The following is a 19,899-nucleotide window of genomic DNA, read 5'->3' as shown; positions in this document are numbered from 1 at the left end:
CCGACCGATACCGCGATCACTTCGGTCGCGACGCCCGCTTCCTTCAGGCGCACCGCTTCTTCCACCGCGATTTCGTCGAACGGGTTCATCGACATCTTCACGTTCGCGATGTCGACACCCGTGTTGTCCGTTTTCACGCGGACCTTCACGTTGTAATCGGCCACGCGCTTCACTGCCACCAGTACCTTGCCGCCCATGCATTCCCCCAATCGTCGAATCGTTCAGTCCTGCGCGGCTTCCTGCGGCGCGCGTTCGCGCGGCCGCATGTCGCCGTCGAAATCGTCCAGCGTCGGAAACGCCATCGGCGCGAGCCCGTCGAGCTGCGCCAGGTACGCGTCGTACCGCTCCAGCACGGCTGCACGCTCGGCGTCGCCGATATACGGCACGTGATAGCCGACGAACGACGGCAGCACGTCGAAACCCGCATAGCCGAGCGTGCCGCGCAGCACGTGGCGCAGCATCAGGTCCATCTCGCCGTGCACGCCGTCCGCGCCAAACATGTAGTCCCGGCCGCCGCACGTATACGCAAGCAGCGCGCGCTTGCCGCGCATCCCGCCGCGATCGTAGAACCGCACGCCGCCGTACACCTTGCCCGACACGAGCACGCGATCGATCCAGCCTTTCATGATGGCCGGCACCGAGCACCAGAACAGCGGGAAGCTGAGGATCAGCAGGTCGCACTCGGCCAGCTTGTCGAGTTCCGCGGCGATGTCGGGCGCAATCGCATGCGCGGCGACGTTCTCGCGCTGCTCCAGCGCGTAGACGAGGTAGTCCGGGTTCTTGCGGACGCCGAAATCCGCCGCGCTGGCGACCGGATTCCACTGCATCGCGTACAGGTCGGACACGGTCACGGCATGCCCCTGCGCTTCGAGCGTGCTCACCGCGCGGTGCAGCATCGATGTCGTGAACGACTGCGGTTCGGGGTGGGCGTGAACGATCAGGACTTTCATGGTGCTGGTTTCTCCGCAATGCAACGTTGATGTCAGACGGCCCCGGCCGCGCGCTTGCGCAGCAGCGACAGGCCGATCGCGACGCAGGTGGCCGCCAGCAGCAGCGTGGAGACCGATGCGATCGCCGGATCGACGTTTTCGCGCATCCCGTCCCACATGCGGCGCGGCAGCGTATAGACGCCCCGGCTCGAAATGAACAGCGTGACGACCAGTTCGTCCCAGGACAGGATGAACGCGAACACGGCCGCCGACAGCACGCCGGGCCGGATCGACGGCAGGATCACGTAGCGCAGCGTCTGCGACAGGTTCGCCCCGAGGCTGCGCGACGCCTGCTCGATCCGCAGGCCGACCGTCGCCAGCGACGCCGATACCGCGACGACCACGTACGGCACCGACAGCACGACATGCGACAGGATCACCGCCGGATAGCTGTCGAGCATGCCCAGCTCGCCCCACAGCCGGTAGAACGCGAGCGCCGACACGATCGGCGGCACGATCAGCGGAAACAGGATCACGCCGCGCACGAGCTCGCCGCGCCGCGACGCGACTTTCCACAGGCCGATCGCGCACAAGGTGCCGAGCGCGACCGAGATCGCCGACGAGACGAGCGCGATCGCGCCGCTCTGCAGGAAGCTCGACACCCAGCCGTCGTCGTCGAGCAGCACGCGGTAATGGCGCAGCGACAGCGCGCCGTCGGGCATCGACAGGTAGTCGCTTGGCGTCAGCGACACGGGCACCGATACGAGCAGCGGCAGCATCAGGAACAGGATCGCGGCCCATGCGACGCCGATCACCAACGCACGGCCGGCCGTCAGTCTGGATTTCATCTTCGGTTCCTCCGGTCGGATTCAGCGCGCGCCGAACAGCTCGCGCAGGTCGACGAAACGCGCGAGCAATGCGAGCGCGGCCAGGATCGACGCCAGCAGCAGCGATGCGAGCGCCGCGCCGCCGCCCCAGTTCACGAGCTGCAGTATCTGCGTGCTGATGTACTCGGCGATCATCACGGTGCGACCGCCGCCGAGAATCACCGGCGTCACGTAGAAGCCGAGCGAGAAGATGAACACCAGGATCGCCGCGCCGACGATGCCCGGCCGCGTCTGCGGGAAATACACCTTGCGGAACGTGACGAACGCGCCCGCGCCGAGCCCCTGCGACGCGCGCACGAGCTGCGGATCGATGCCCTTCATGTTCGCGTACAGCGGCAGCACCGCGTACGGGATCATGAAGTGGATCATCCCGATCAAGACGCCGGTCTCGTTGCGCATCAGCGGCAGCGGCGCGTCGATCAGCCCGATGCGCATCAGCAGCGTGTTGACGAGCCCCTGCTCGCCGAGCAGGAACAGCCACGAGAACGCGCGCACCAGCACCGACGCCCAGAACGGCACGAGCAGCCCGAACATCAGCGCCGTGCGCTGGCGCGGCCCGACGTGCGCCATCGCATACGCGATCGCGTAGCCGAGCGCGACGGCGCACACCGTCGTGACCGCGCACACCCGCAGCGTGGTCCACAGCACGCGGTGCACGCCGCGGTTGTCCAGCAGCCGCGCGTAGTTGTGCAGGCCGGGCTCCGGCACCGCGAAGCCGAGCCACAGCACGCGTACGAGCGGGTACACGTACAGCACGATCAGCACCGCCAGCAGCGGCACGACCAGCAGCCAGTAGCGGTCGGCCTTCGCTCGCCCGAGCGGGGCCGCGACAGGGGAAGACAGGGTATTCATGGGATCACGCTCGCGAGAAGGCGGCTCAGGACGACATCAGGTCGGTGTACTGCGCGAGCGTCGACTCGTAATGCTGCGCCCACCACTCGGGATTCACCTTGCACTGCTTCGCCCAGTTCTCCGGCGTGCCGGGATTGTCCGCCCGCAGCGCCGCCGGCACGGCGGCCGTCGCGGCCGGCGTCACCGGCCCGTTGCCGAGCAGCGACAGCAGGCGCACCTGCGGCTCGATGCCCTGCGCGAACCTGATGAACTGCCACACCGCGTCGCCCGACGGATTGTTCTTCGGCACGCCCCACACGTCGCACGACGCAAGCCCCTGCTCCCACGTATAGCGGAACCGCCCGTTGCTCTCGCGCTGCAGCACGTTCGCGCGCGTATGCCAGATGCACGCCATCCCGACTTCGCCGTTGCGCAGCAGTTGCAGGCTGTCCGCGCCCGAATCCCACAGCAGCACGTTCGAACGCAGCTCCTTCAGCTTCTTCAGCGCGCGCGGCACGTCGATCGGATAGACCTTGTCCTTGTCGACGCCGTCGGCCATCAACGCGGCCTCGAGCGCGCCGCCCATCCACTTCCACAACCCGCGCTTGCCCGGAAACTTGCCGACGTTCCAGAAATCGGCCCAGTTCCTCGGCGGATTCGCGCCGTACCTGCGCGCGTCATAGACGAGCACATAGCTCAGCAGGTAGGACGGCACGCCGAAATCCGACGCGAGACCCGGCAGCGCGTTGCGGCCGACGACCGAATAATCGATCGGCCGCAGGAAGCCCTGCTTGCCGAGCTTGATCGCCGCGAAGCCGTCGAGATCCATCACGTCCCAGATCACGTTCCGGTTCTCGACCATCGCCTTGATCTTGCCGTCCTCCGGCGACGAGTCGTAGCCCATCCGGATCCCGCTCGCCTTCGTGAACGGGTCCATGTAGGCGGAGCGGAACGCGGCGCGCGCCTCCCCGCCCCACGCGCTGAGCACGATTTCCTTCGGGTTCGCGGCCAGCGCGTCCCTCGCGCCGGCCGACAGCAGCGTCGGCGCGAGGCCCGCGGCCGCGCACAGCCGCAGGAAATCGCGGCGGCGCTGCGAGGTCGCCGGTTGAAGTTCGCGGGCCTGGTCGAGCAGGTCCTGCAGATGGCGGTTCGTCATGGTGTCTCCTCCTGGCTGGGCAGCGCCCGCACGCATCTCGTCGTTTCCGGGCGCCGGTGAGGCGTTTCGCGACGGCGGCACGTGCCGCGCCGCACGTGGTACGTCAGTCGCGCGCGATCCGGCAGGTCGCGTCGCGCTCCCATTGCACGAACACGTCCATGCCGGTGCGCGGCGACGCGAGCCCGCGCCATGCGGGCACATCGGCCGTCATGCAGCCGAGCGCCGCCGTCTCGATCTCGAAGCGGTACGACGAACCGAAATAGCTCCAGTGGCGAATCCGGCCGGCCACCTCGTTGTGCGCGCCGCCGCACGATGCCGCCGACACGGCGACCTTCTCCGGCCGCAGCGCGAACAGCAGCGTGTCGTCCGGCCGCGCGCCGCAGGCGGGCGCGACGAAACGCGCGTCGCCGACGCGGTAGTGCGTCGCCGCGCCGTCACCGCCGAGCGCGACCCCCTCGATGAAATTGCTCTTGCCGAGGAAATCGGCGACGAAGCGGTTGGCCGGCTGCTCGTACAACCCGTCCGGCGTGCCGATCTGTTCGAGCCGGCCGTCGCGCATGATCGCGATGCGGTCCGACATCGACAGCGCTTCCTCCTGATCGTGCGTGACGAACAGGAACGTCGCGCCGAGCCGTTCGTGCAGCGCCTTCAGCTCGACCTGCACCTCGCCGCGCAGCTTGCGGTCGAGCGCGCCGAGCGGTTCGTCGAGCAGTACGAGATCGGGATCGAACACCAGTGCGCGCGCGATCGCGACGCGCTGCTGCTGTCCGCCGGACAGCTGGCGCGGCAGGCGATCCGCGAGATGGCCGAGCCGCACGAGATCGAGCGCGGCCTTCACCCGCCTCACCGCGTCGGGCCCCTTCTGCTTGCGCACCATCAGCGGGTACGCGACGTTCTGCTCGACCGTCATGTGCGGAAACAGCGCATAGCCCTGGAACACCATCCCGAAGTTGCGCTTCTCGGGCGGCAACGCGACGATGCTGCGGCCGCCGACGCGCAGATCGCCGGTGCTCGGATGCTCGAAACCCGCGACGATCGTCAGCAGCGTCGTCTTGCCGGAACCCGACGGCCCGAGGATCGTCAGGAATTCGCCGCGCGGAATGTCGATCGTCGTTTCCCGCAGCGCCTGCACGCTCCCGTAGCGCTTCGACACGCGGTCGATCTGCAGGCCCGCGCCGCTCGCCGTGTTCCCCGCCGGCTCCGCGCGCACCGCGTGCGCACCGGGCCGCCCCGCTCCCACACCTGCCGACGTCTCCATCACCGCGCTCATCGCGTGTCTCCTGGTCGACTCACAATTGGGTTGAACGTTCATTTAACAGAACTTATACTATGCCGAAATACGGTTCGCAAGTAGCGGCGACCCTTGCCGGCTCTGACACCACGCCACACCCAACACCCAGGAGACAGTGATCAGCATGCGCATCGAGGACATCCGAATCGAACGGCACGACGGCGTCGTGACCCTTCGCCTGAACCGCCCGGCGAAACGCAATTCGCTCGCGCGGCCGCATCTCGACTTTCTTCGCGAGACGCTCGACGCGCTCGCGAACGATCCGGCCGTGCGCTGCCTCGTGCTGACCGGCACCGGCAGCGCGTTCTGCGCGGGCGCGGACGTCGACGAATGGGCCGAGGCCGAGCGCAACGGCGAACTCGACACCTACGGGTGGACCGAGCGCGCGCACCGGTTCGTGCAGTCGCTGGCCGCGTTCCCGCGCCCCACCGTCGCGGCGCTGAACGGCTCGACCGTCGGCGCGGGCACCGACATCGGCTTCGCGTGCGACTTCCGCATCGCGAGCACGGCCGCGACGCTGCGCTGCGGGTATACGGGCATGGGCTACAGCCCCGACATGGGCGGAAGCTGGTTCCTGCCGCGCATCGCGCGCCCCGACGTCGCTCGCCGCTTCATCTTCCTGAACGAACGCTGGAGCGCGCAGGACGCGCACGCGGCCGGGCTCGTCTCCGAAGTCGTCGATGCCGACGCGTTCGAGCAGCACGTCGCGGCCTTCGCCGCGCGTCTCGCGCAAGGGCCGAGCGTCGCGTTCGGGCATACCAAGGCGCTGCTCGCGCAGTCGCTCACGCATACCCTCGCCGAGCAATTGCGCGGCGAGCTGGCAGCCGGCGTCGCTTGCGGTCACAGCGAGGACGGCCGGGAAGCGCTTCGCGCGTCGGTCGAGGGGCGCGCGCCCATTTTTGTCGGGAGATGATTGATGGATTTTTCGCTGACCCATGAGCAGGACATGCTGGTGACGTCGCTGCGTCAGTTCGTCGAGAAGGAACTGCAGCCGCATGAATTCGCGGTCGATCGCGCGGACGACGTGCCGCCCGAGCTCGCCGCCGCGATCCGGCGCAAGGCGCTCGAGCTCGGCTTCTACGCATTCAACATGCCCGAAAGCGCCGGCGGCCCCGGCCTCGACTACCTGACGCAGGCGCTCGTCGAGCGCGAGCTCGGCCGCACGAGCTGGGCGCTGCACGTATTCGTCGCACGGCCGAGCAAGATCCTGATGGCGTGCAAGGACGACCAGATCGAGCGCTACCTGAAGCCGACCGTCCGGGGCGAACGCGTGGACTGCTTCGCGCTGACCGAACCGGGCGCCGGCTCGGATGCGATGGGCATCCGTACGCGCGCGGTACGCGACGGCGACGACTACGTGATCAACGGCAGCAAGCATTTCATCAGCCATGCGGATACGGCCGACTTCGTGATCCTGTTCGCCGTCACCGGCGAGGAGGAAGTGCGCGGCCAGAAACGCAAGCGCGTCACCTGCTTCCTGATCGACAAGGACACGCCCGGCATGACCGTGCGGCGCGGCCCGCACTGCACGAGCCTGCGCGGCTACCACCAGTCGGAGATCTTCCTGACCGACTGCCGCGTCAGCACCGCGCAGATCCTCGGCGAGGAGCATCGCGGCTTCGAACTCGCGAACGACTGGCTGACCGCCGGCCGCGTGATGGTCGCGGCGAACAACATCGGGCGCGCGCAGCGTGCGTTCGAGATGGCCGCCGAATGGGCCGCCACGCGCCACCAGTTCGGCAAGCGCATCGGCGAATTCCAGGGCACGTCGTTCAAGCTCGCCGACATGCAGACCGAGATCCGCGCGGCGGAACTCGTCACGCTCTACACCGCGCAGAAGCTCGACCGCGGCACGATGACCGACGGCGACGCCGCGCTCGCGAAGCTGCTGGCGACCGAGACGCTCGGCCGCGTGACCGATCACGCGGTGCAGATCTACGGCGGCATGGGGCTGATGGACGAACTGCCGATCGAGCGCTTCTGGCGCGACGCGCGCATCGAGCGCATCTGGGAAGGCACGTCCGAGATCCAGCGGCACATCCTGTCCAAGGAAATCCTCCGACGCTACAGCTGACGCGAACCGCCGCGCCGGCCCGTCCGGCGCGACTTCCGAAAGGACCTTTCATGACCTTATCTCCCGCTGTCAGGGATCGCCGCGCGACCGCCGCGGCCAACCTGCGCCGGCTGCTCGAGCCGGCCAGCATCGCGTTCGTCGGCGGGCGCGGCATCGCGGGCGCCGTGCGGCGCTGCCGCGACTACGGCTATGCCGGCGAGATCCGGCTCGTCAACCCGAACCACGCCGACATCGACGGCGTGCGATGCCATGCGAGCGTCGCCGACCTGCCCGCCGCACCCGATGCGGTGTTCGTCGCGGTGCCGGCGCGGCAGGCGATCGACGTCGTGCGCGCGCTCGCCGAACGCGGCGCGGGCGGCGCAATCGTCTATGCGTCCGGCTTCTCCGAGACCGGCGCCGACGGCGCCGCGCTGCAGCAGGCGCTCGTCGACGCGGCCGGCGACATGGCCGTGCTCGGGCCGAACTGCTACGGGCTGATCAACGGCCTGAACGGCAGCGCGCTGTGGCCCGTCGCGCACGGCGCGCCGCGCGTCGAATCGGGCGTCGCCGTGATCACCCAAAGCGGCAACCTCGCGTACAACCTGTCGATGAGCACGCGCTCGGTGCCGTTCGCGTACCTGGCGAGCGTCGGCAACCAGGCGTGCGTCGACATCGCGCGCCTCGTCGACGCGTTCGTCGACGATCCGCGGATCCGCGCGATCGGCGTGCATCTCGAAGGGCTGAAGGACGTGCACGCATTCAGCGAGGCCGCCACGCGCGCGCTCGCGCGCGGCGTGCCGATCGTCGCGCTAAAGAGCGGGACGTCGACGCTCGGCGCGCAGCTCGCGATGAGCCACACGAGTTCGCTCGCGGGCTCCGATGCGCTGTACGACGCGCTGTTCCGGCGCCTCGGCGTGATCCGCGTGAAGGACCCGGTCGGCCTCGTCGAGACGCTCAAGCTGCTCGCGATCGCCGGCGTGCCCGAGCGCCGCACGCTGGCCGCGCTCGCGACGTCGGGCGGCGACGCCGGCCTCGTCGCCGATCTCGGCGAAGCGCGCGGCATCGCGTTTCCGCCGGTCGGCCACGCGGGCCGCGATGCGCTAGGCAAGGTCCTGCCCGCCTATGCGACGATCGCGAACCCGCTCGACTTCACGACGACGCCGTGGGGCGACCCCGACAAAATGCGCGCGTGCTGCGACGCGCTGCTGGCCGATCGCCCGGGCGCGGCCGTGATGATCCTCGACTATCCGCAGGAAGCCACCGGCGAGCGGCCGTTGTGCGACATCGCGGCCGGCGCGTTCGCGGCCTCCGCCCGCCGGCACGGCGTGGCCGGCGCGGTCATCTCGGTGTTTCCGGACCTGACGCCGCCGGACCACGCGGCGCGCATGGCCGAGGCCGGCATCGCCCCGCTGCAGGGGCTCGCCGACGGGATCGACGCGCTCGGCGCGGCCATGACCTACGGCGACACGCGCCGCCGCCTTCTCGCCGCCGATGCGCTGAACGCGCTGCCCGTGCTGCGGGCCGGCAGCGGCGACGGCGCGCGGCTGCACGACGAATGGGCAAGCAAGCGGATGCTGGTCGCGCACGGGCTCGACGTGCCGCCGGCCGAATGCGTCGCTCCCGCCGACGCGCCGGCCGCCGCGCAGCGGCTCGGCTTCCCCGTGTGCGTGAAGGTGGTCAGCGATCGCCTGCCGCACAAGACCGAGGCCGGCGCGGTCGTGCTGAAGCTCGCGTCGGCCGCGGCCGTCGCCGACGCGGTCGCCCGGATGACCGAACAGGTCGCGCATCATGCGCCAGACGTGCGCGTCGAGCGGATCCTCGTCGAGAAGATGGCCGACGCGCCGCTGCTCGAACTGATCGTCGGCGTCAAGCGCGAGCCGGACTTCGGCCTCGCGCTCGTGCTCGGCGCGGGCGGCGTGCTGGTCGAACTGATCCGCGACACCGCGACGCTGCTGCTGCCGGTGCGCGAAAGCGACGTGCGCGACGCGCTGCTCGGGCTGAAGCTCGGGCCGCTGCTGACCGGCTATCGCGGGCGGCCGAAGGCCGATCTCGACGCCGTGGTCGCGAACGTGATGGCGATCGCGCGCTTCGCGCAGGCGCACGCGGAGACGCTCGTCGAGCTCGACGTCAATCCGCTGCTGGCGATGGAACACGGCGCGGTCGCGGTCGACGCGCTGGTGAGGCTCGATACCTGAAGCGGCCCGCAGGCAGCGCGCCGGCCCGCTCGCGCAATGCGTGAGCGGGCCGGACGCCGCCGCGCGGCGCGCGACTCAGAGCACCTTGCCGGGATTGAGCAGACCGAGCGGATCGAACGCGTGCTTGAGCCGGCGCATCGCGGCCAGCTCGGCGTCGCTGCGCGAGCAGCCGAGCCAGTCGCGCTTGTGGCGCCCGATGCCGTGCTCGGCCGATACGGACCCGCCCGCGTCGCGCACCAGCGGATACAGCACCGCGTCGACGTCGTGCGCACCCTCGCCCGCCGCGTACGGCGCCGATACGCAGACATGCAGGTTGCTGTCGCCGAGATGCCCGAAGAAGAACACGTGCGCGCCGGGCCAGCGCGCCGTCAACGCACGCTCGCACGCGTCGATGAACGCCGCCGTCTCGCGCGGCGCAATCCCCACGTCGAAATTCACCAGGCCGGGCAGCGCGTCGATCGCAAGCCCTTCGCGCAAGGTCCAGAACGCCTGTGCATCCGCGGCGCTCTGCGCGAGCGCCGCGTCGTCGATCAGCCCGCGTTCGAGCCAGCCGGCCAGCACCGCTTCGAATCGCCCGGCGGTCCGCGCCGCGTCGCCGCCGGCGCCGGCGCATTCGATCAGCACCTTGACGCCGCCGTCCGCCGGCAACGGCGCACGCACGCCCGGCGTGTGTCGCGCGACATGATCGTAGAACGCCGGCCACATCGTCTCGAAACTCAGCAAGTCCGCACATGACGCCCGCGCGTCACGCAGCAGCGCGAGCGCCGCGGCCGTGTCGCGCACCGCGCACAGGGCGGTCGACGGCATCGCGAGCTTCGGGTGCAGCCGCAGCACGACACGCGTGACGATGCCGAGCGTGCCCTCGCTGCCGACGAAGATCTGCCGCAGGTCGTATCCGGCGTTGTTTTTCAGCAGCTTGTTCAGCGACCCCAGCACGGTGCCGTCGGCCAGCACCACTTCAAGGCCGAGCACCTGTTCGCGCGTCGTGCCGTAGCGAATCACGCGGTTGCCGCCCGCGTTGGTCGCGACATTGCCGCCGATCTGGCACGAGCCGCGCGCGCCGAGATCGATGCCGAGCGCGAACCCCGCCTCGTCCACCGCCTGTTGCAGCGCCTGCAGCGTGGTGCCGGCCCACGCCGTGACGGTCGCCGCCTCCGCATCGATCTCGACGACGCCCGTCAGCCGCTCGAGCGACAGCGCGACGTCGCCCGCGGCCGGCGCCGCGCCGCCCGCGAGCCCCGTCATCCCGCCCTGCGGCACGACCGTCTGCCGGTAGGCGGTGCAGATCGCGAGCGCGCGGCTGACGTCGTCGACGCCGCGCGGCCGCAGCAGCGCACGGGGCCGCGGGCCCGGCGTTTCGCCGTAGCTGGTGAAATGGCGCGCGCCGATCGCGTCGCCGGTGCTCACGCAATCGTCGCCGAGCGCATCGCGCAGCGCGGCGACGACATCGCCGCTGGACAGAAAATCGGACATGGTCGGTGCGGCCGGCCGTTCCCGGCTTCGGATGAAAGGCGGTTCAGAAGTTGTGCCGCATGCCGACGCGCGCGGCGGCCTGCGTGCGGCTCGTCGACGGCGTGAAGCTGTAGCCGATCACCGCGTCGACGCCGTTCGATGCGCGCATCCAGTCGACCGCCGCGTACACGTCGGTGCGCTTCGACAGCGCATAGTGCGTGCCGAGCGCGACCTCATGCCAGTGATGGCCCTCGAAGGTCGTGTACTGGTAGCCCGCGACGAGCGACAGCGGCGCGGTCGCCTGGTACACGCCGCCCGCCTCGTACACGCGCATCGTCGACGATTGCCCGTAGCCCTTGAACGTCGTGTTGCTGAAGTCGGCGCTGAGCGTCAGCTTGCCGAATGCGTACGACGCGCCGATCCCGAAGATCGACTGCGAATCGACCGCGAACGGCGTCGAGCCGTGCAGGTCGGTCACGGCGCCCGTCGCCGGATCGACCGTCGCGACCGTCTGCCCGAGCATCGTCGTCACGCCGATCTGCGCATACGGATCGAGCGCCGCGAGCCCGCGCGGCGAATTGAGCCGCGTGTAGTTGCCGCCCGTCGAGAAATCGCCGTGCGTGTAGGTCGCGCCGACGCTCCACGCGCTGCCGTCGTGGAAGCTGCCCGCATCGTTGCTGAACGAATACATGCCGCCGACCACCAGCCCGTGGAAGCTGTTGCTCACGAACTTCACCGCGTTCTGCAGGCGATCGCCGCTCTGCCGGTCGAAGTCGCCCAGGTGCACGCCATAGCCGCTGCCGAACGCGCTGACGTTGAACGCCGCCGTGAAGTCGAACGCGAAGTCGTACTGGTTGCCGAACGTCAGCGTGCCCCAGTCGTTGCCGAGCCCCACGTAGGCCTGGCGCCCGAACATCGCACCGCCCTGGTTCAGCTTGCCGGTGCCGAGCCGGAAACCGTTCTCGAGCTTGAACACCGCCTTGTTGCCGCCGCCGAGATCCTCGGTGCCCATCAGGCCGACGCGGTTGCCGTACGACACGCCGTCGTCGAACAGGTACGCGTGCGCGCCGCCCGTGTTGTTCACATAGGTGATGCCGCCGTCGATGATCCCGTACAGCGAGACGCTGCTTTGCGCATGCGCGTGGCCGTGGGCCATCACCGACATCACCCCGGCCAGCAGGAAGCGTTTCTTCATTTCCGGTGTCTCCAGTTTCCGCGCGACGCGGATCGATTTTCGTTGTTCGTGACGGGCCGCCCGCTCCACTTCGGCATCGCGGCGCTGGCGAGTATAGGTTTTGTTGAATGAATGTTCAATCCGTAAACGCCGTGCCCGGCACCGGTGTTTACGCGCATCGGCCACTTCTTTATTGAAAAAACGTTCAACCCGTCATAACATCGGCCGGCAGCCCCGCGGACGACGTGCGGGCCCGTTCCGAACTTCGGAGTTCACCGGATGACGACCCATCTCCCCCCTGCCGCCGAGCCGCGCCTGCGCTCGGCCTACGAAGGACAGAAGTCCCGCCCGTACGACCCGGGCGCGCCGATCGCGACGCCGCTCGAACTGCACCGCTGCACCGTGCGGCCCGAATGGGTCGACTACAACGGCCACATGAGCGAATCGTGCTACCTGCTCGTCTTCGGCGACAGCAGCGACGCGTTCTTCCGCTACTTCGGCATCGACGACGACTATCGCGAAGCCGGCTGCTCGATCTATTCGGCGGAGACGCATATCCGCCATCTGGGCGAAGCGATGCTCGGCGATCCGCTCAGGCTGACGCTGCGGCTGCTCGACGTCGACGACCGGCGCCTGCACGTCTTCCATTCGATGCATCACGCGACAAGCGGCGCGCCGCTCGCGACCGGCGAGCAACTGCTGACCCACGTCGACATGCGCGTGAAGCGCTCGGCGCCGTTTCCCGCGGCGATCCGCATGCATCTCGACGCGATTCACGCCGAACACGCGCGCGCCCCGCGCGAACCGCACGCGGGCCGCGCGATCGCGATCCGCCGCCCCGCCCCCGCCGCACGCTGAACCACGATGGAGCCCTTCATGCAGACGAACGACCGCTGGCGCACGCGCGCCGACCAACTCGACATCGAATCGCGCGCCTTCGTGGACGGCGCGTTTCGCGACGCGCTCGACGGCGCGACCTTCCCGTGCACGAGCCCGATCGACGGCCGCGTGCTCGCGCAGGTCGCGCACTGCCGCGAGGCCGACGCCGACCTCGCGGTCGCGGCCGCGCGGCGTGCGTTCGAGCACGGCGCATGGCGCGGCGCCACGCCGCGCGAACGCAAGCGCGTGCTGCTGCGCTGGGCCGCGCTGATCCGCGAGCAGGCGGACGATCTCGCGCTGCTCGAAACGCTCGATACCGGCAAGCCGATCGCCGATACGACCGCGGTCGACATTCCGTCCACCGCGTATTGCGCCGAGTGGTTCGCCGAAGCGATCGACAAGACCGGCGGTGAAGTCGTGCCGGCCGACGCGCATCTCGTCGGGCTCGTCACGCGCGAGCCGGTCGGCGTGGTCGCGGCGGTCGTGCCGTGGAACTTCCCCGCGATGATCGCGATGTGGAAATGCGCGCCGGCGCTCGCGGCCGGCAACAGCGTCGTGCTGAAGCCGTCGGAGAAATCGCCGCTGAGCGCGTTGCGGCTCGCCGCGCTCGCGGCGCAGGCCGGGCTGCCGGCCGGCGTGCTCAACGTGCTGCCGGGCTTCGGCGACGCCGGCGAGGCGCTCGCGCGCCATCCGGCGGTGGACTGCATCGCGTTCACCGGCTCGACCGCGGTCGGCCACCGGGTCGCGCGCTGCGCGGCCGATTCGAACCTGAAACGCGTGTGGCTCGAACTCGGCGGCAAGTCGCCGCAGATCGTGCTGCCCGACTGCCCCGATCTCGACCGCGCGGCACGGACCGTCGCGCATGCGGTGTTCTACAACACCGGGCAGATGTGCACGGCCGGCTCGCGCCTGCTCGTGCATCGCGGGATTCGCGACGCGCTGCTCGAGCGCGTGCTCGCGATCGCCCCCGACTACGCGCCGGGCGATCCGCTGTCGCCCGACACGCGGATGGGCGCGCTGATCGACGCCGCGCAGGTCGAGCGCGTGCTCGGCTACGTCGACGCCGGCCGCGACGAGGCGACGCTGCTGGCCGGCGGCAAGCGGGCGCGCGCCGCCAGCGGCGGCCAGTACGTCGAGCCGACCGTGTTCGACTGCCCGCGCGCCGATGCAAGGATCGTACGTGAGGAAATCTTCGGGCCCGTGCTGGCGGTCACGGCGTTCGACGATCTCGAGACGGCCATCGCGCTCGCGAACGACACGCGCTACGGGCTCGCGGCATCGGTATGGACCGCCAGCCTGACGACCGCGCACGAAACCGCGCGCCGGTTGCGGGCCGGTACGGTATGGGTGAACGGCTACGAGGAAACCGACGACATGAACTTCCCGTTCGGCGGCTTCAAGGAGTCGGGCAACGGGCGCGACAACTCGCTGCACGCGCTGGAGAAATACACGGAACTGAAGTCGACGATCATTCGGCTGCGGTAAGACGAAACGGGGGCGTCGGCCCCTGCCCGTTTCGCGGTACGGGCGGCGATTCATTCCTTCTGGGAAACAATCAATCGCCATCCGGCGATTCACCTTCCCGTCCGCACGCCCTAGACTGTCGCATCGCTTCCCTTTCCGGATCCAGGCCATGACCGACGTCCTGCCGCTGAACACCGATCCCGCCTCGGGCCTCCAGTACCGGCTGCGCCCGGCCGCCGGCCGCCCCGTCGCCCGCCTGTTGCTGCTGCATGGCGTCGGCGGCAACGAAACCAACCTGCTGAACGTGGCCGACGAGATCGATCCGCGTATCGAAATCGTGTTCCTGCGCGCCCCGCTCACGTTCGGGCCCGGTCAGCATGCATGGTTTCCGGTGCGTTTCGGGCCGGACGGCCCCGAAATCGACCCGGCGCGCGCGGACGCAAGCCGCCTCCGGCTGATCGCGCTGCTGCGCGCATTCCGCGCGCAATACGACGCGGGCACCGCGTTGCCGACCGTGATCGCCGGCTTCAGCCAGGGCGGCATCATGAGCGCGAGCGTCGGCCTGACATCGCCGGGCGACGTGGCCGCCTTCGCGGTGCTGTGCGGGCGCATCCTGCCCGAAATCGATCCGCTGATCGCGCCGCGCGACGCGCTTCGCCCGCTCCATGCGCTGATCGTGCACGGCCGCCTCGACGACAAGCTGCCCGTCGCCTGGGCCGACACCGCCGACGCGAAACTCACTGCACTCGGGGTCGCGCACGACACGCGGCTCTATGCGGCCGGCCACGTACTGACCGAGGACATGACCCGCGATTTCGCCCGCTGGGTGGCCGAGCGCACCGGATTGACCCGCGCTTGAACCGGGCGCGCCGGGAAGCCGCCCCGCGAACGGGCCGGCGCCGCCGGCGCACGACGTCACGCGTTCGGTACTGAATCGGCGCCGGCGGGCGCGGGTGCGCGCATCGCGGCGGCCCGCTCAAGCTCACGCTCACGCTCGCGGGCTGCGCCGCGCTGCGCCAGTTTCCAGCCCACCACGAGCGCCAGCACGACGACCGGAATCGTCGCGACGGTCCACGTGCCGCCCGGGTAGTCGAACGCCATCAGCACCAGCACGCCGGCGAGGAACGCGAGCGTCAGCCACGACGTGAACGGCGCGCCGGGCATCCGGAACGACACGGCCTTCAGCTCGCCGCGATTCACCGCGCGGCGGAACAGGATCTGGCACATCACGATGAAGCCCCAGGTCGTGATGATCCCGAGCGACGCCATGTTCAGCACGATCTCGAACGCCTGGGCGGGCACGATGTAGTTCAGCGGCACGCCGATCGCGTTGATCGCGACCGTGATCAGGATCCCGCCGTACGGCACGCCGCGCGCGTTCATCCGCGCCACGAAGCGCGGCGCCAAGCCGCCCATCGCGAGCGAGCGCAGCACGCGCCCGGTCGAATAGAGGCCGGAATTCAGGCTCGACAGCGCGGCGGTGAGCACCACGATGTTCATCACGGTGCCGACGTACGGCACGCCGAGCTTGCCGAAGAACGTCACGAACGGGCTTTCGTGCGCGCTGTACGCGGTCCACGGCAGCAGCAGCGTCAACAGCACGACCGAGCCGACGTAGAACAGCGCGATGCGCCACATCACGCCGTTGATGGCCTTCGGCAGCACCTTGCGCGCGTCGGCGGTCTCGCCAGCCGCGACGCCGACCAGCTCGATGCTCGCGTAGGCAAACACCACGCCCTGCACGATCAGCACGGCCGGCAGGATGCCGTGCGGAAAGATCCCGCCGTGATCCGCGACCAGGTGGAGCCCCGGCGTGTGGCCCGCGACCGGATGGCCGCTCGCGAGGAACACGGCGCCGACCGCGAGGAACACCGCGAGCGTGCCGACCTTGACGATCGAGAACCAGAACTCCATCTCGCCGAACACCTTCACGCCGATCATGTTCATCACCGACACGATCCCGAGCGCACCGAGCGCGAACACCCATTGCGGCACGTCCGTGAACACCGCCCAGTACTTCATGTAGATCGCGACCGCGGTGATGTCGACGATGCCGGTCGTCGCCCAGTTCAGGTAGTACATCCAGCCCGCGACGAACGACGCGCGCTCGCCCATGAACTCCCGTGCGTACGACACGAAGCTGCCGCTGGTCGGCCGGTGCATCACCAGCTCGCCGAGCGCGCGCATGATCAGGAACGCGAACACGCCGCACACCAGATACACGAGCGCGAGCGCGGGGCCCGCGCCCTGCAGGCGCCCGCCCGCGCCGAGAAAGAGGCCGGTGCCGATCGCCCCGCCCATCGCGATCATCTGCACATGCCGCGGCTTCAGCTGCTTCGCATAACCGGTTTCGTGCGACGCGAACAGCGCGTCCGGGTCGGCGTGACGGGATGGCGCGCCGGCGGCCGCATCGGCCTGTCGCTCGCTGGGGTGTTTCATCGTGAGTCTCCGTAGTTTCTTGATGTATCGCCCCCGCATGGGGGCGGGCCTCGAACCGGCCGTGCGCGGGCGCCCGAGGGTAGCGTCCGTGCGGGGGCGGCGGCCGGCACACGCACCGGCCCGCGAGCGGCGCGACGCTTCGGCCCCGAGCAGCGCCGCATTCGTCCGCGCACGATGCATGGCTACCCGCGCCAGACCTCGCGCACATGATTCGGGTACCTAAACATGCTGTTTCGACGCGCAGCCGGGCGTCCACACTCGCCCTCGCGCATGCACGACGCCGCTCGCCTGCCACCGCTTCCCGGCACGACGGGTTCGCATTCTATGCCTTTGCAAAAACAAGCTCGTCTCTGTATTATCGAAAGCGGTTTTGCGTGGAATGCAACAGCGAGAATCGAATGAAGAAAAGCGCGAAAGAACCCGGCATCGATCACCTGGGCGCCATGCGCGCGTTCGTGCGCGTGGTCGAAACGGGGAGTTTTTCGGCGGTCGCGAAGGAGATGCACGTGTCGACGTCCACCGTCGCGCGCAAGGTAACAGCCATCGAGCAGGCGCTCGGCGTCGCGCTGCTGCATCGCTCGACGCACAGCGTGACGCTGACCGAGGCCGGTCACATCTACCTGGAGCGGGCGGTCACGCTGATCGCCGATCTCGACGACACGCTGCGCGTGGTCGCCGAGCTGAATGCGCAGCCGAGCGGCCCGCTGAAGCTCACCGCGCCGGTCGCATTCGGCCGCCGCCATCTCGCGCCGCTGGTTGCGCCGTTTCTCGCGCGCTACCCGACGATCCAGCTCGACGTGCGCCTCACCGACAACCACAACGACCTCGTGGCCGGCGGCTTCGATCTCGACATTCACGAGGGCGAGAACTACCTGGACAACCTGGTCGTCCATCGCCTGTCGCGCAACGACAGCATCCTGTGCGCGACGCCCGGCTATCTCGAGCGCTGCGGTCGCCCGGCGACGCCGGACGACCTGCGGCATCACAACTGCCTGCGCTACGCGCACCCCGAAGGCGATCCGCGCTGGGATCTCGTGCGCGGCAACGCGACCCACAGCGTGCTGCCGGCCGGCAATCTCGTCACCGACCATTCGGAGCTGCTGCTCGAAGCGACCTGCGCCGGGCTCGGCATCGCGGAGTTCGAGATCTGGCTGGTGCGCGACCTGCTCGCGAGCGGCCGGCTCGAAGCCGTGCTGCCACGCTACCGGCTGCACAACCGGCTCACGGGCGAATCCATCTACATCGCGTATCTGGCGAACCGGCGCAGTTCGGCGAAGCTGCGCGTGCTGAAGGATTTTCTCGCGGAACACCTCGCGCATATCGGCGAGCTGTCGGAGCTGGAGCTGGCGAAGATTCGCGGCGAACGCGCGTAACGGTCGCGCCGGGGCTCGCACCGGCCGGCGCCGCCGCGCGCGGCCCGGAGCGAGCCGGCGGCGGCGCATCCGCGCGGGTCAGGCGGCCTGCAATTCGAACGGGAACGCGACGTGCCCGATCTCCACGCCCTGCGTGTTGAGCATCCTCGGCCGGTGGAAGCCGGCCAGTTGCGCGCGCTGCGCGTCGGTGCCGATCCCCAGCCGCGCGAGGAGTTCGCAGACGACCATGTACAGCACGTCGAGATTGCCGTCCTCGATCTTGACCGAGATGCCGAGCGCGCCGTCGGCGCCGAGCTGCCGCGTGCGCTCAGACGCGCGCACGCCGATCCCGTAGCACGCATCGGCGCCCAGCTTGCCGACCACCTGGCCGCCGAACGCGTTCATCAGCACCGTGCAATAGCGCCCGTCGCCGGCCACCAGCTCCGGATACGCGGTCATCGCGCGATGAATGCGCGCCAGCGCGCGGACGCGATCGCCGGTCGCGCCGCCCGCTTCCACCTGGTCCGCGCCGTCGGCCAGCGACGCGTACAGCCGCGCGAGACGATCCAGCGCGAAAGCCGGCGTCGGCAGGTTGCACCCGTCGATCGCCCAGCCCACCTCGTCGTCGCGCAGCCCGCATGCATCGGCCACCACCCGCTTCACGCGCACCTGCATCGGATGGTCGGGCAGATGGTAGTCCGCCATCGCCGCGCCGATCGCCCGCGCGCCGGCCAGCATGCCGACGTGCTTGCCCGAGCAGTTGCTGCACACGCCGGTCGGCGTGTAGTCGCGCTTGATCCACGACCGGTACACCGCGTCGGACAACGGCGGATGGCCGCCGCAACGCAAGTCCGATTCGTGCGCGGCGACTTTTTCGAGCATCGCGCGCGTGCGCGCGATATGCCGGTCCTCGCTGCTGTGCGACGCGCACATCAGCGCGATGTCCGCATCGTCGAAACCGAAGCGCTCCGGCGCGCCGGTCTCGATCACCGACAGCGCCTGGGCCGGCTTCGCCGCCGACCGCGCGAGCGTCATCCGGAACGGATCGCCGTACCGCGCCAGCAGCCTGCCGCGTGCGTCCACCACCGCCACATGGGCGACGTGGGTGTTCTCGATCGCATTGCCGCGGTACGTGACGACCGCTGCGCGTGGGGTGTCCATCGTGTCTTGTCTCCTTGCTCGGGGCCGGATTGCCGGGGCCTCCCTGCCGGTACGGCAGTGTATCTAGTCATCGCCGCCGCGCGCCGGCCGCGCCATGGAAAGCGGTGTTGCACGCCACGCAAAGCCAGGGGTCGCGTCACGAAAGACCGACCGAACGGGGCGAATCCACCCGGTCTTTTGCCTGTCCGACATCAATTCGGGAAATTGCGGCCGTGGATGAAAATGACACGCATTTGCATCCGTGCATCTTCGATGCAAGACGGTGGACGTCCCGCTCGACGCGAAGAACCTGCTCGACAGCCGGTACTCAGCGAGCGCACCTCGGATCGACGCGACGCGAGCACCCGGCCGCTCGGCGACGCTCACGCTCGACGTCCATCCGGAATGCGGGCGACGGCAGGAAGGTGCGATACGCCCCCTGCCTGCCGCGCTCACCACGGCAGCGAATACGTCTTCACGTTCGTGTAGCTCTTCATCGCTTCCTGCACGCCTTCCTTGTAGCCGAGCCCCGAATCCTTCACGCCGCCGAACGGCGTCAGTTCGAGCCGGTAGCCCGGCACCTCGCGCACGTTCACGCTGCCGACTTCCAGCTCGGTGATGAAGCGCGTGATGTGGTCGAAGCGGTTCGTGCAGACC

17 protein-coding genes and 1 pseudogene are annotated in these 19,899 nt (G+C 69.4%); 7 read left to right on the top strand and 11 right to left on the bottom strand.

What is annotated here, in order from left to right:
* From GQ56_RS0137175 to GQ56_RS0137150, 6 genes and pseudogenes are all read right to left on the bottom strand, one after another.
* Positions 1-197: pseudogene (locus GQ56_RS0137175) on the bottom strand (electron transfer flavoprotein subunit beta/FixA family protein); the annotation flags it as partial.
* 24 nt (positions 198-221) lie between these two features.
* A complete protein-coding gene (locus GQ56_RS0137170; protein WP_031403464.1) occupies positions 222-950 on the bottom strand; it encodes an NAD(P)H-dependent oxidoreductase in 729 nt (242 codons plus the stop codon).
* Between the two features lie 32 nt (positions 951-982).
* Entirely contained in the window at positions 983-1,777 is a 795-nt protein-coding gene (locus tag GQ56_RS0137165) for an ABC transporter permease (protein ID WP_031403463.1), read from the bottom strand.
* Between the two features lie 21 nt (positions 1,778-1,798).
* Positions 1,799-2,668: an ABC transporter permease gene (locus tag GQ56_RS0137160; RefSeq protein WP_043301748.1), complete on the bottom strand. Its 870-nt coding sequence runs from the start codon at positions 2,666-2,668 to the stop codon at positions 1,799-1,801.
* Positions 2,669-2,693: 25 nt separating this feature from the next.
* On the bottom strand, positions 2,694-3,803 hold the full coding sequence (locus tag GQ56_RS0137155) for an ABC transporter substrate-binding protein (protein ID WP_031403461.1): 1,110 nt from the start codon (positions 3,801-3,803) through the stop codon (positions 2,694-2,696).
* A 103-nt stretch (positions 3,804-3,906) separates the two neighbouring features.
* Complete coding sequence (locus GQ56_RS0137150; protein WP_031403460.1) at positions 3,907-5,073, bottom strand: ABC transporter ATP-binding protein; 1,167 nt, start codon at positions 5,071-5,073, stop codon at positions 3,907-3,909.
* A gap of 145 nt (positions 5,074-5,218) precedes the next feature.
* Between GQ56_RS0137150 and GQ56_RS0137145 the strand changes: the two genes are divergently transcribed.
* Genes GQ56_RS0137145 through GQ56_RS0137135 form a run of 3 tightly spaced genes read left to right on the top strand, consistent with a single transcriptional unit; the run spans position 5,219 to position 9,342 of the window.
* On the top strand, positions 5,219-6,007 hold the full coding sequence (locus GQ56_RS0137145; RefSeq protein ID WP_052007412.1) for an enoyl-CoA hydratase/isomerase family protein: 789 nt from the start codon (positions 5,219-5,221) through the stop codon (positions 6,005-6,007).
* Between the two features lie 3 nt (positions 6,008-6,010).
* Complete coding sequence (locus GQ56_RS0137140) at positions 6,011-7,168, top strand: acyl-CoA dehydrogenase family protein (protein ID WP_031403458.1); 1,158 nt, start codon at positions 6,011-6,013, stop codon at positions 7,166-7,168.
* A 50-nt stretch (positions 7,169-7,218) separates the two neighbouring features.
* Positions 7,219-9,342: an acetate--CoA ligase family protein gene (locus GQ56_RS0137135; RefSeq protein ID WP_043301747.1), complete on the top strand. Its 2,124-nt coding sequence runs from the start codon at positions 7,219-7,221 to the stop codon at positions 9,340-9,342.
* A gap of 75 nt (positions 9,343-9,417) precedes the next feature.
* Here the strand turns inward: GQ56_RS0137135 and GQ56_RS0137130 are convergent, their stop codons facing one another.
* Both GQ56_RS0137130 and GQ56_RS0137125 read right to left on the bottom strand, forming a co-directional pair.
* On the bottom strand, positions 9,418-10,815 hold the full coding sequence (locus GQ56_RS0137130; RefSeq protein WP_031403456.1) for an FAD-binding oxidoreductase: 1,398 nt from the start codon (positions 10,813-10,815) through the stop codon (positions 9,418-9,420).
* A gap of 43 nt (positions 10,816-10,858) precedes the next feature.
* Positions 10,859-11,989 (bottom strand): porin, encoded by a 1,131-nt coding sequence (locus GQ56_RS0137125; protein WP_031403455.1) that lies wholly within the window; start codon positions 11,987-11,989, stop codon positions 10,859-10,861.
* A gap of 258 nt (positions 11,990-12,247) precedes the next feature.
* Here GQ56_RS0137125 and GQ56_RS0137120 point away from each other — a divergent pair, with 258 nt between their 5' ends.
* From GQ56_RS0137120 to GQ56_RS0137110, 3 genes are all read left to right on the top strand, one after another.
* Positions 12,248-12,826 carry a thioesterase family protein gene (locus GQ56_RS0137120; RefSeq protein WP_031403454.1) on the top strand — a complete coding sequence of 193 codons (579 nt, stop codon included), beginning with the start codon at positions 12,248-12,250 and terminating at the stop codon, positions 12,824-12,826.
* An 18-nt stretch (positions 12,827-12,844) separates the two neighbouring features.
* Positions 12,845-14,332, top strand: a complete 1,488-nt coding sequence (locus GQ56_RS0137115; protein WP_031403453.1) for an aldehyde dehydrogenase family protein — start codon at positions 12,845-12,847, stop codon at positions 14,330-14,332.
* Between the two features lie 148 nt (positions 14,333-14,480).
* A complete protein-coding gene (locus tag GQ56_RS0137110; protein ID WP_031403452.1) occupies positions 14,481-15,170 on the top strand; it encodes an alpha/beta hydrolase in 690 nt (229 codons plus the stop codon).
* Positions 15,171-15,226: 56 nt separating this feature from the next.
* Here the strand turns inward: GQ56_RS0137110 and GQ56_RS0137105 are convergent, their stop codons facing one another.
* Positions 15,227-16,750 carry an amino acid permease gene (locus GQ56_RS0137105; protein WP_031403451.1) on the bottom strand — a complete coding sequence of 508 codons (1,524 nt, stop codon included), beginning with the start codon at positions 16,748-16,750 and terminating at the stop codon, positions 15,227-15,229.
* A gap of 398 nt (positions 16,751-17,148) precedes the next feature.
* Here GQ56_RS0137105 and GQ56_RS0137100 point away from each other — a divergent pair, with 398 nt between their 5' ends.
* A complete protein-coding gene (locus tag GQ56_RS0137100; protein WP_031403450.1) occupies positions 17,149-18,123 on the top strand; it encodes a LysR family transcriptional regulator in 975 nt (324 codons plus the stop codon).
* Between the two features lie 78 nt (positions 18,124-18,201).
* On the opposite strand, the gene GQ56_RS0137095 is transcribed toward GQ56_RS0137100, so the two are convergent.
* On the bottom strand, positions 18,202-19,263 hold the full coding sequence (locus GQ56_RS0137095; RefSeq protein WP_031403449.1) for an asparaginase: 1,062 nt from the start codon (positions 19,261-19,263) through the stop codon (positions 18,202-18,204).
* Positions 19,264-19,694: 431 nt separating this feature from the next.
* A partial coding sequence (locus tag GQ56_RS39805) for an aldehyde dehydrogenase family protein (protein ID WP_043301746.1) occupies positions 19,695-19,899 on the bottom strand: 205 nt, incomplete at its 5' end.

It is taken from the genome of Burkholderia paludis, assembly GCF_000732615.1.
In the GTDB taxonomy this organism is placed as follows: Bacteria; Pseudomonadota; Gammaproteobacteria; order Burkholderiales; family Burkholderiaceae; genus Burkholderia; species Burkholderia paludis.
Note: the sequence above shows the minus strand (reverse complement) of the source record. Positions and strands in the feature narration are given on the sequence as shown.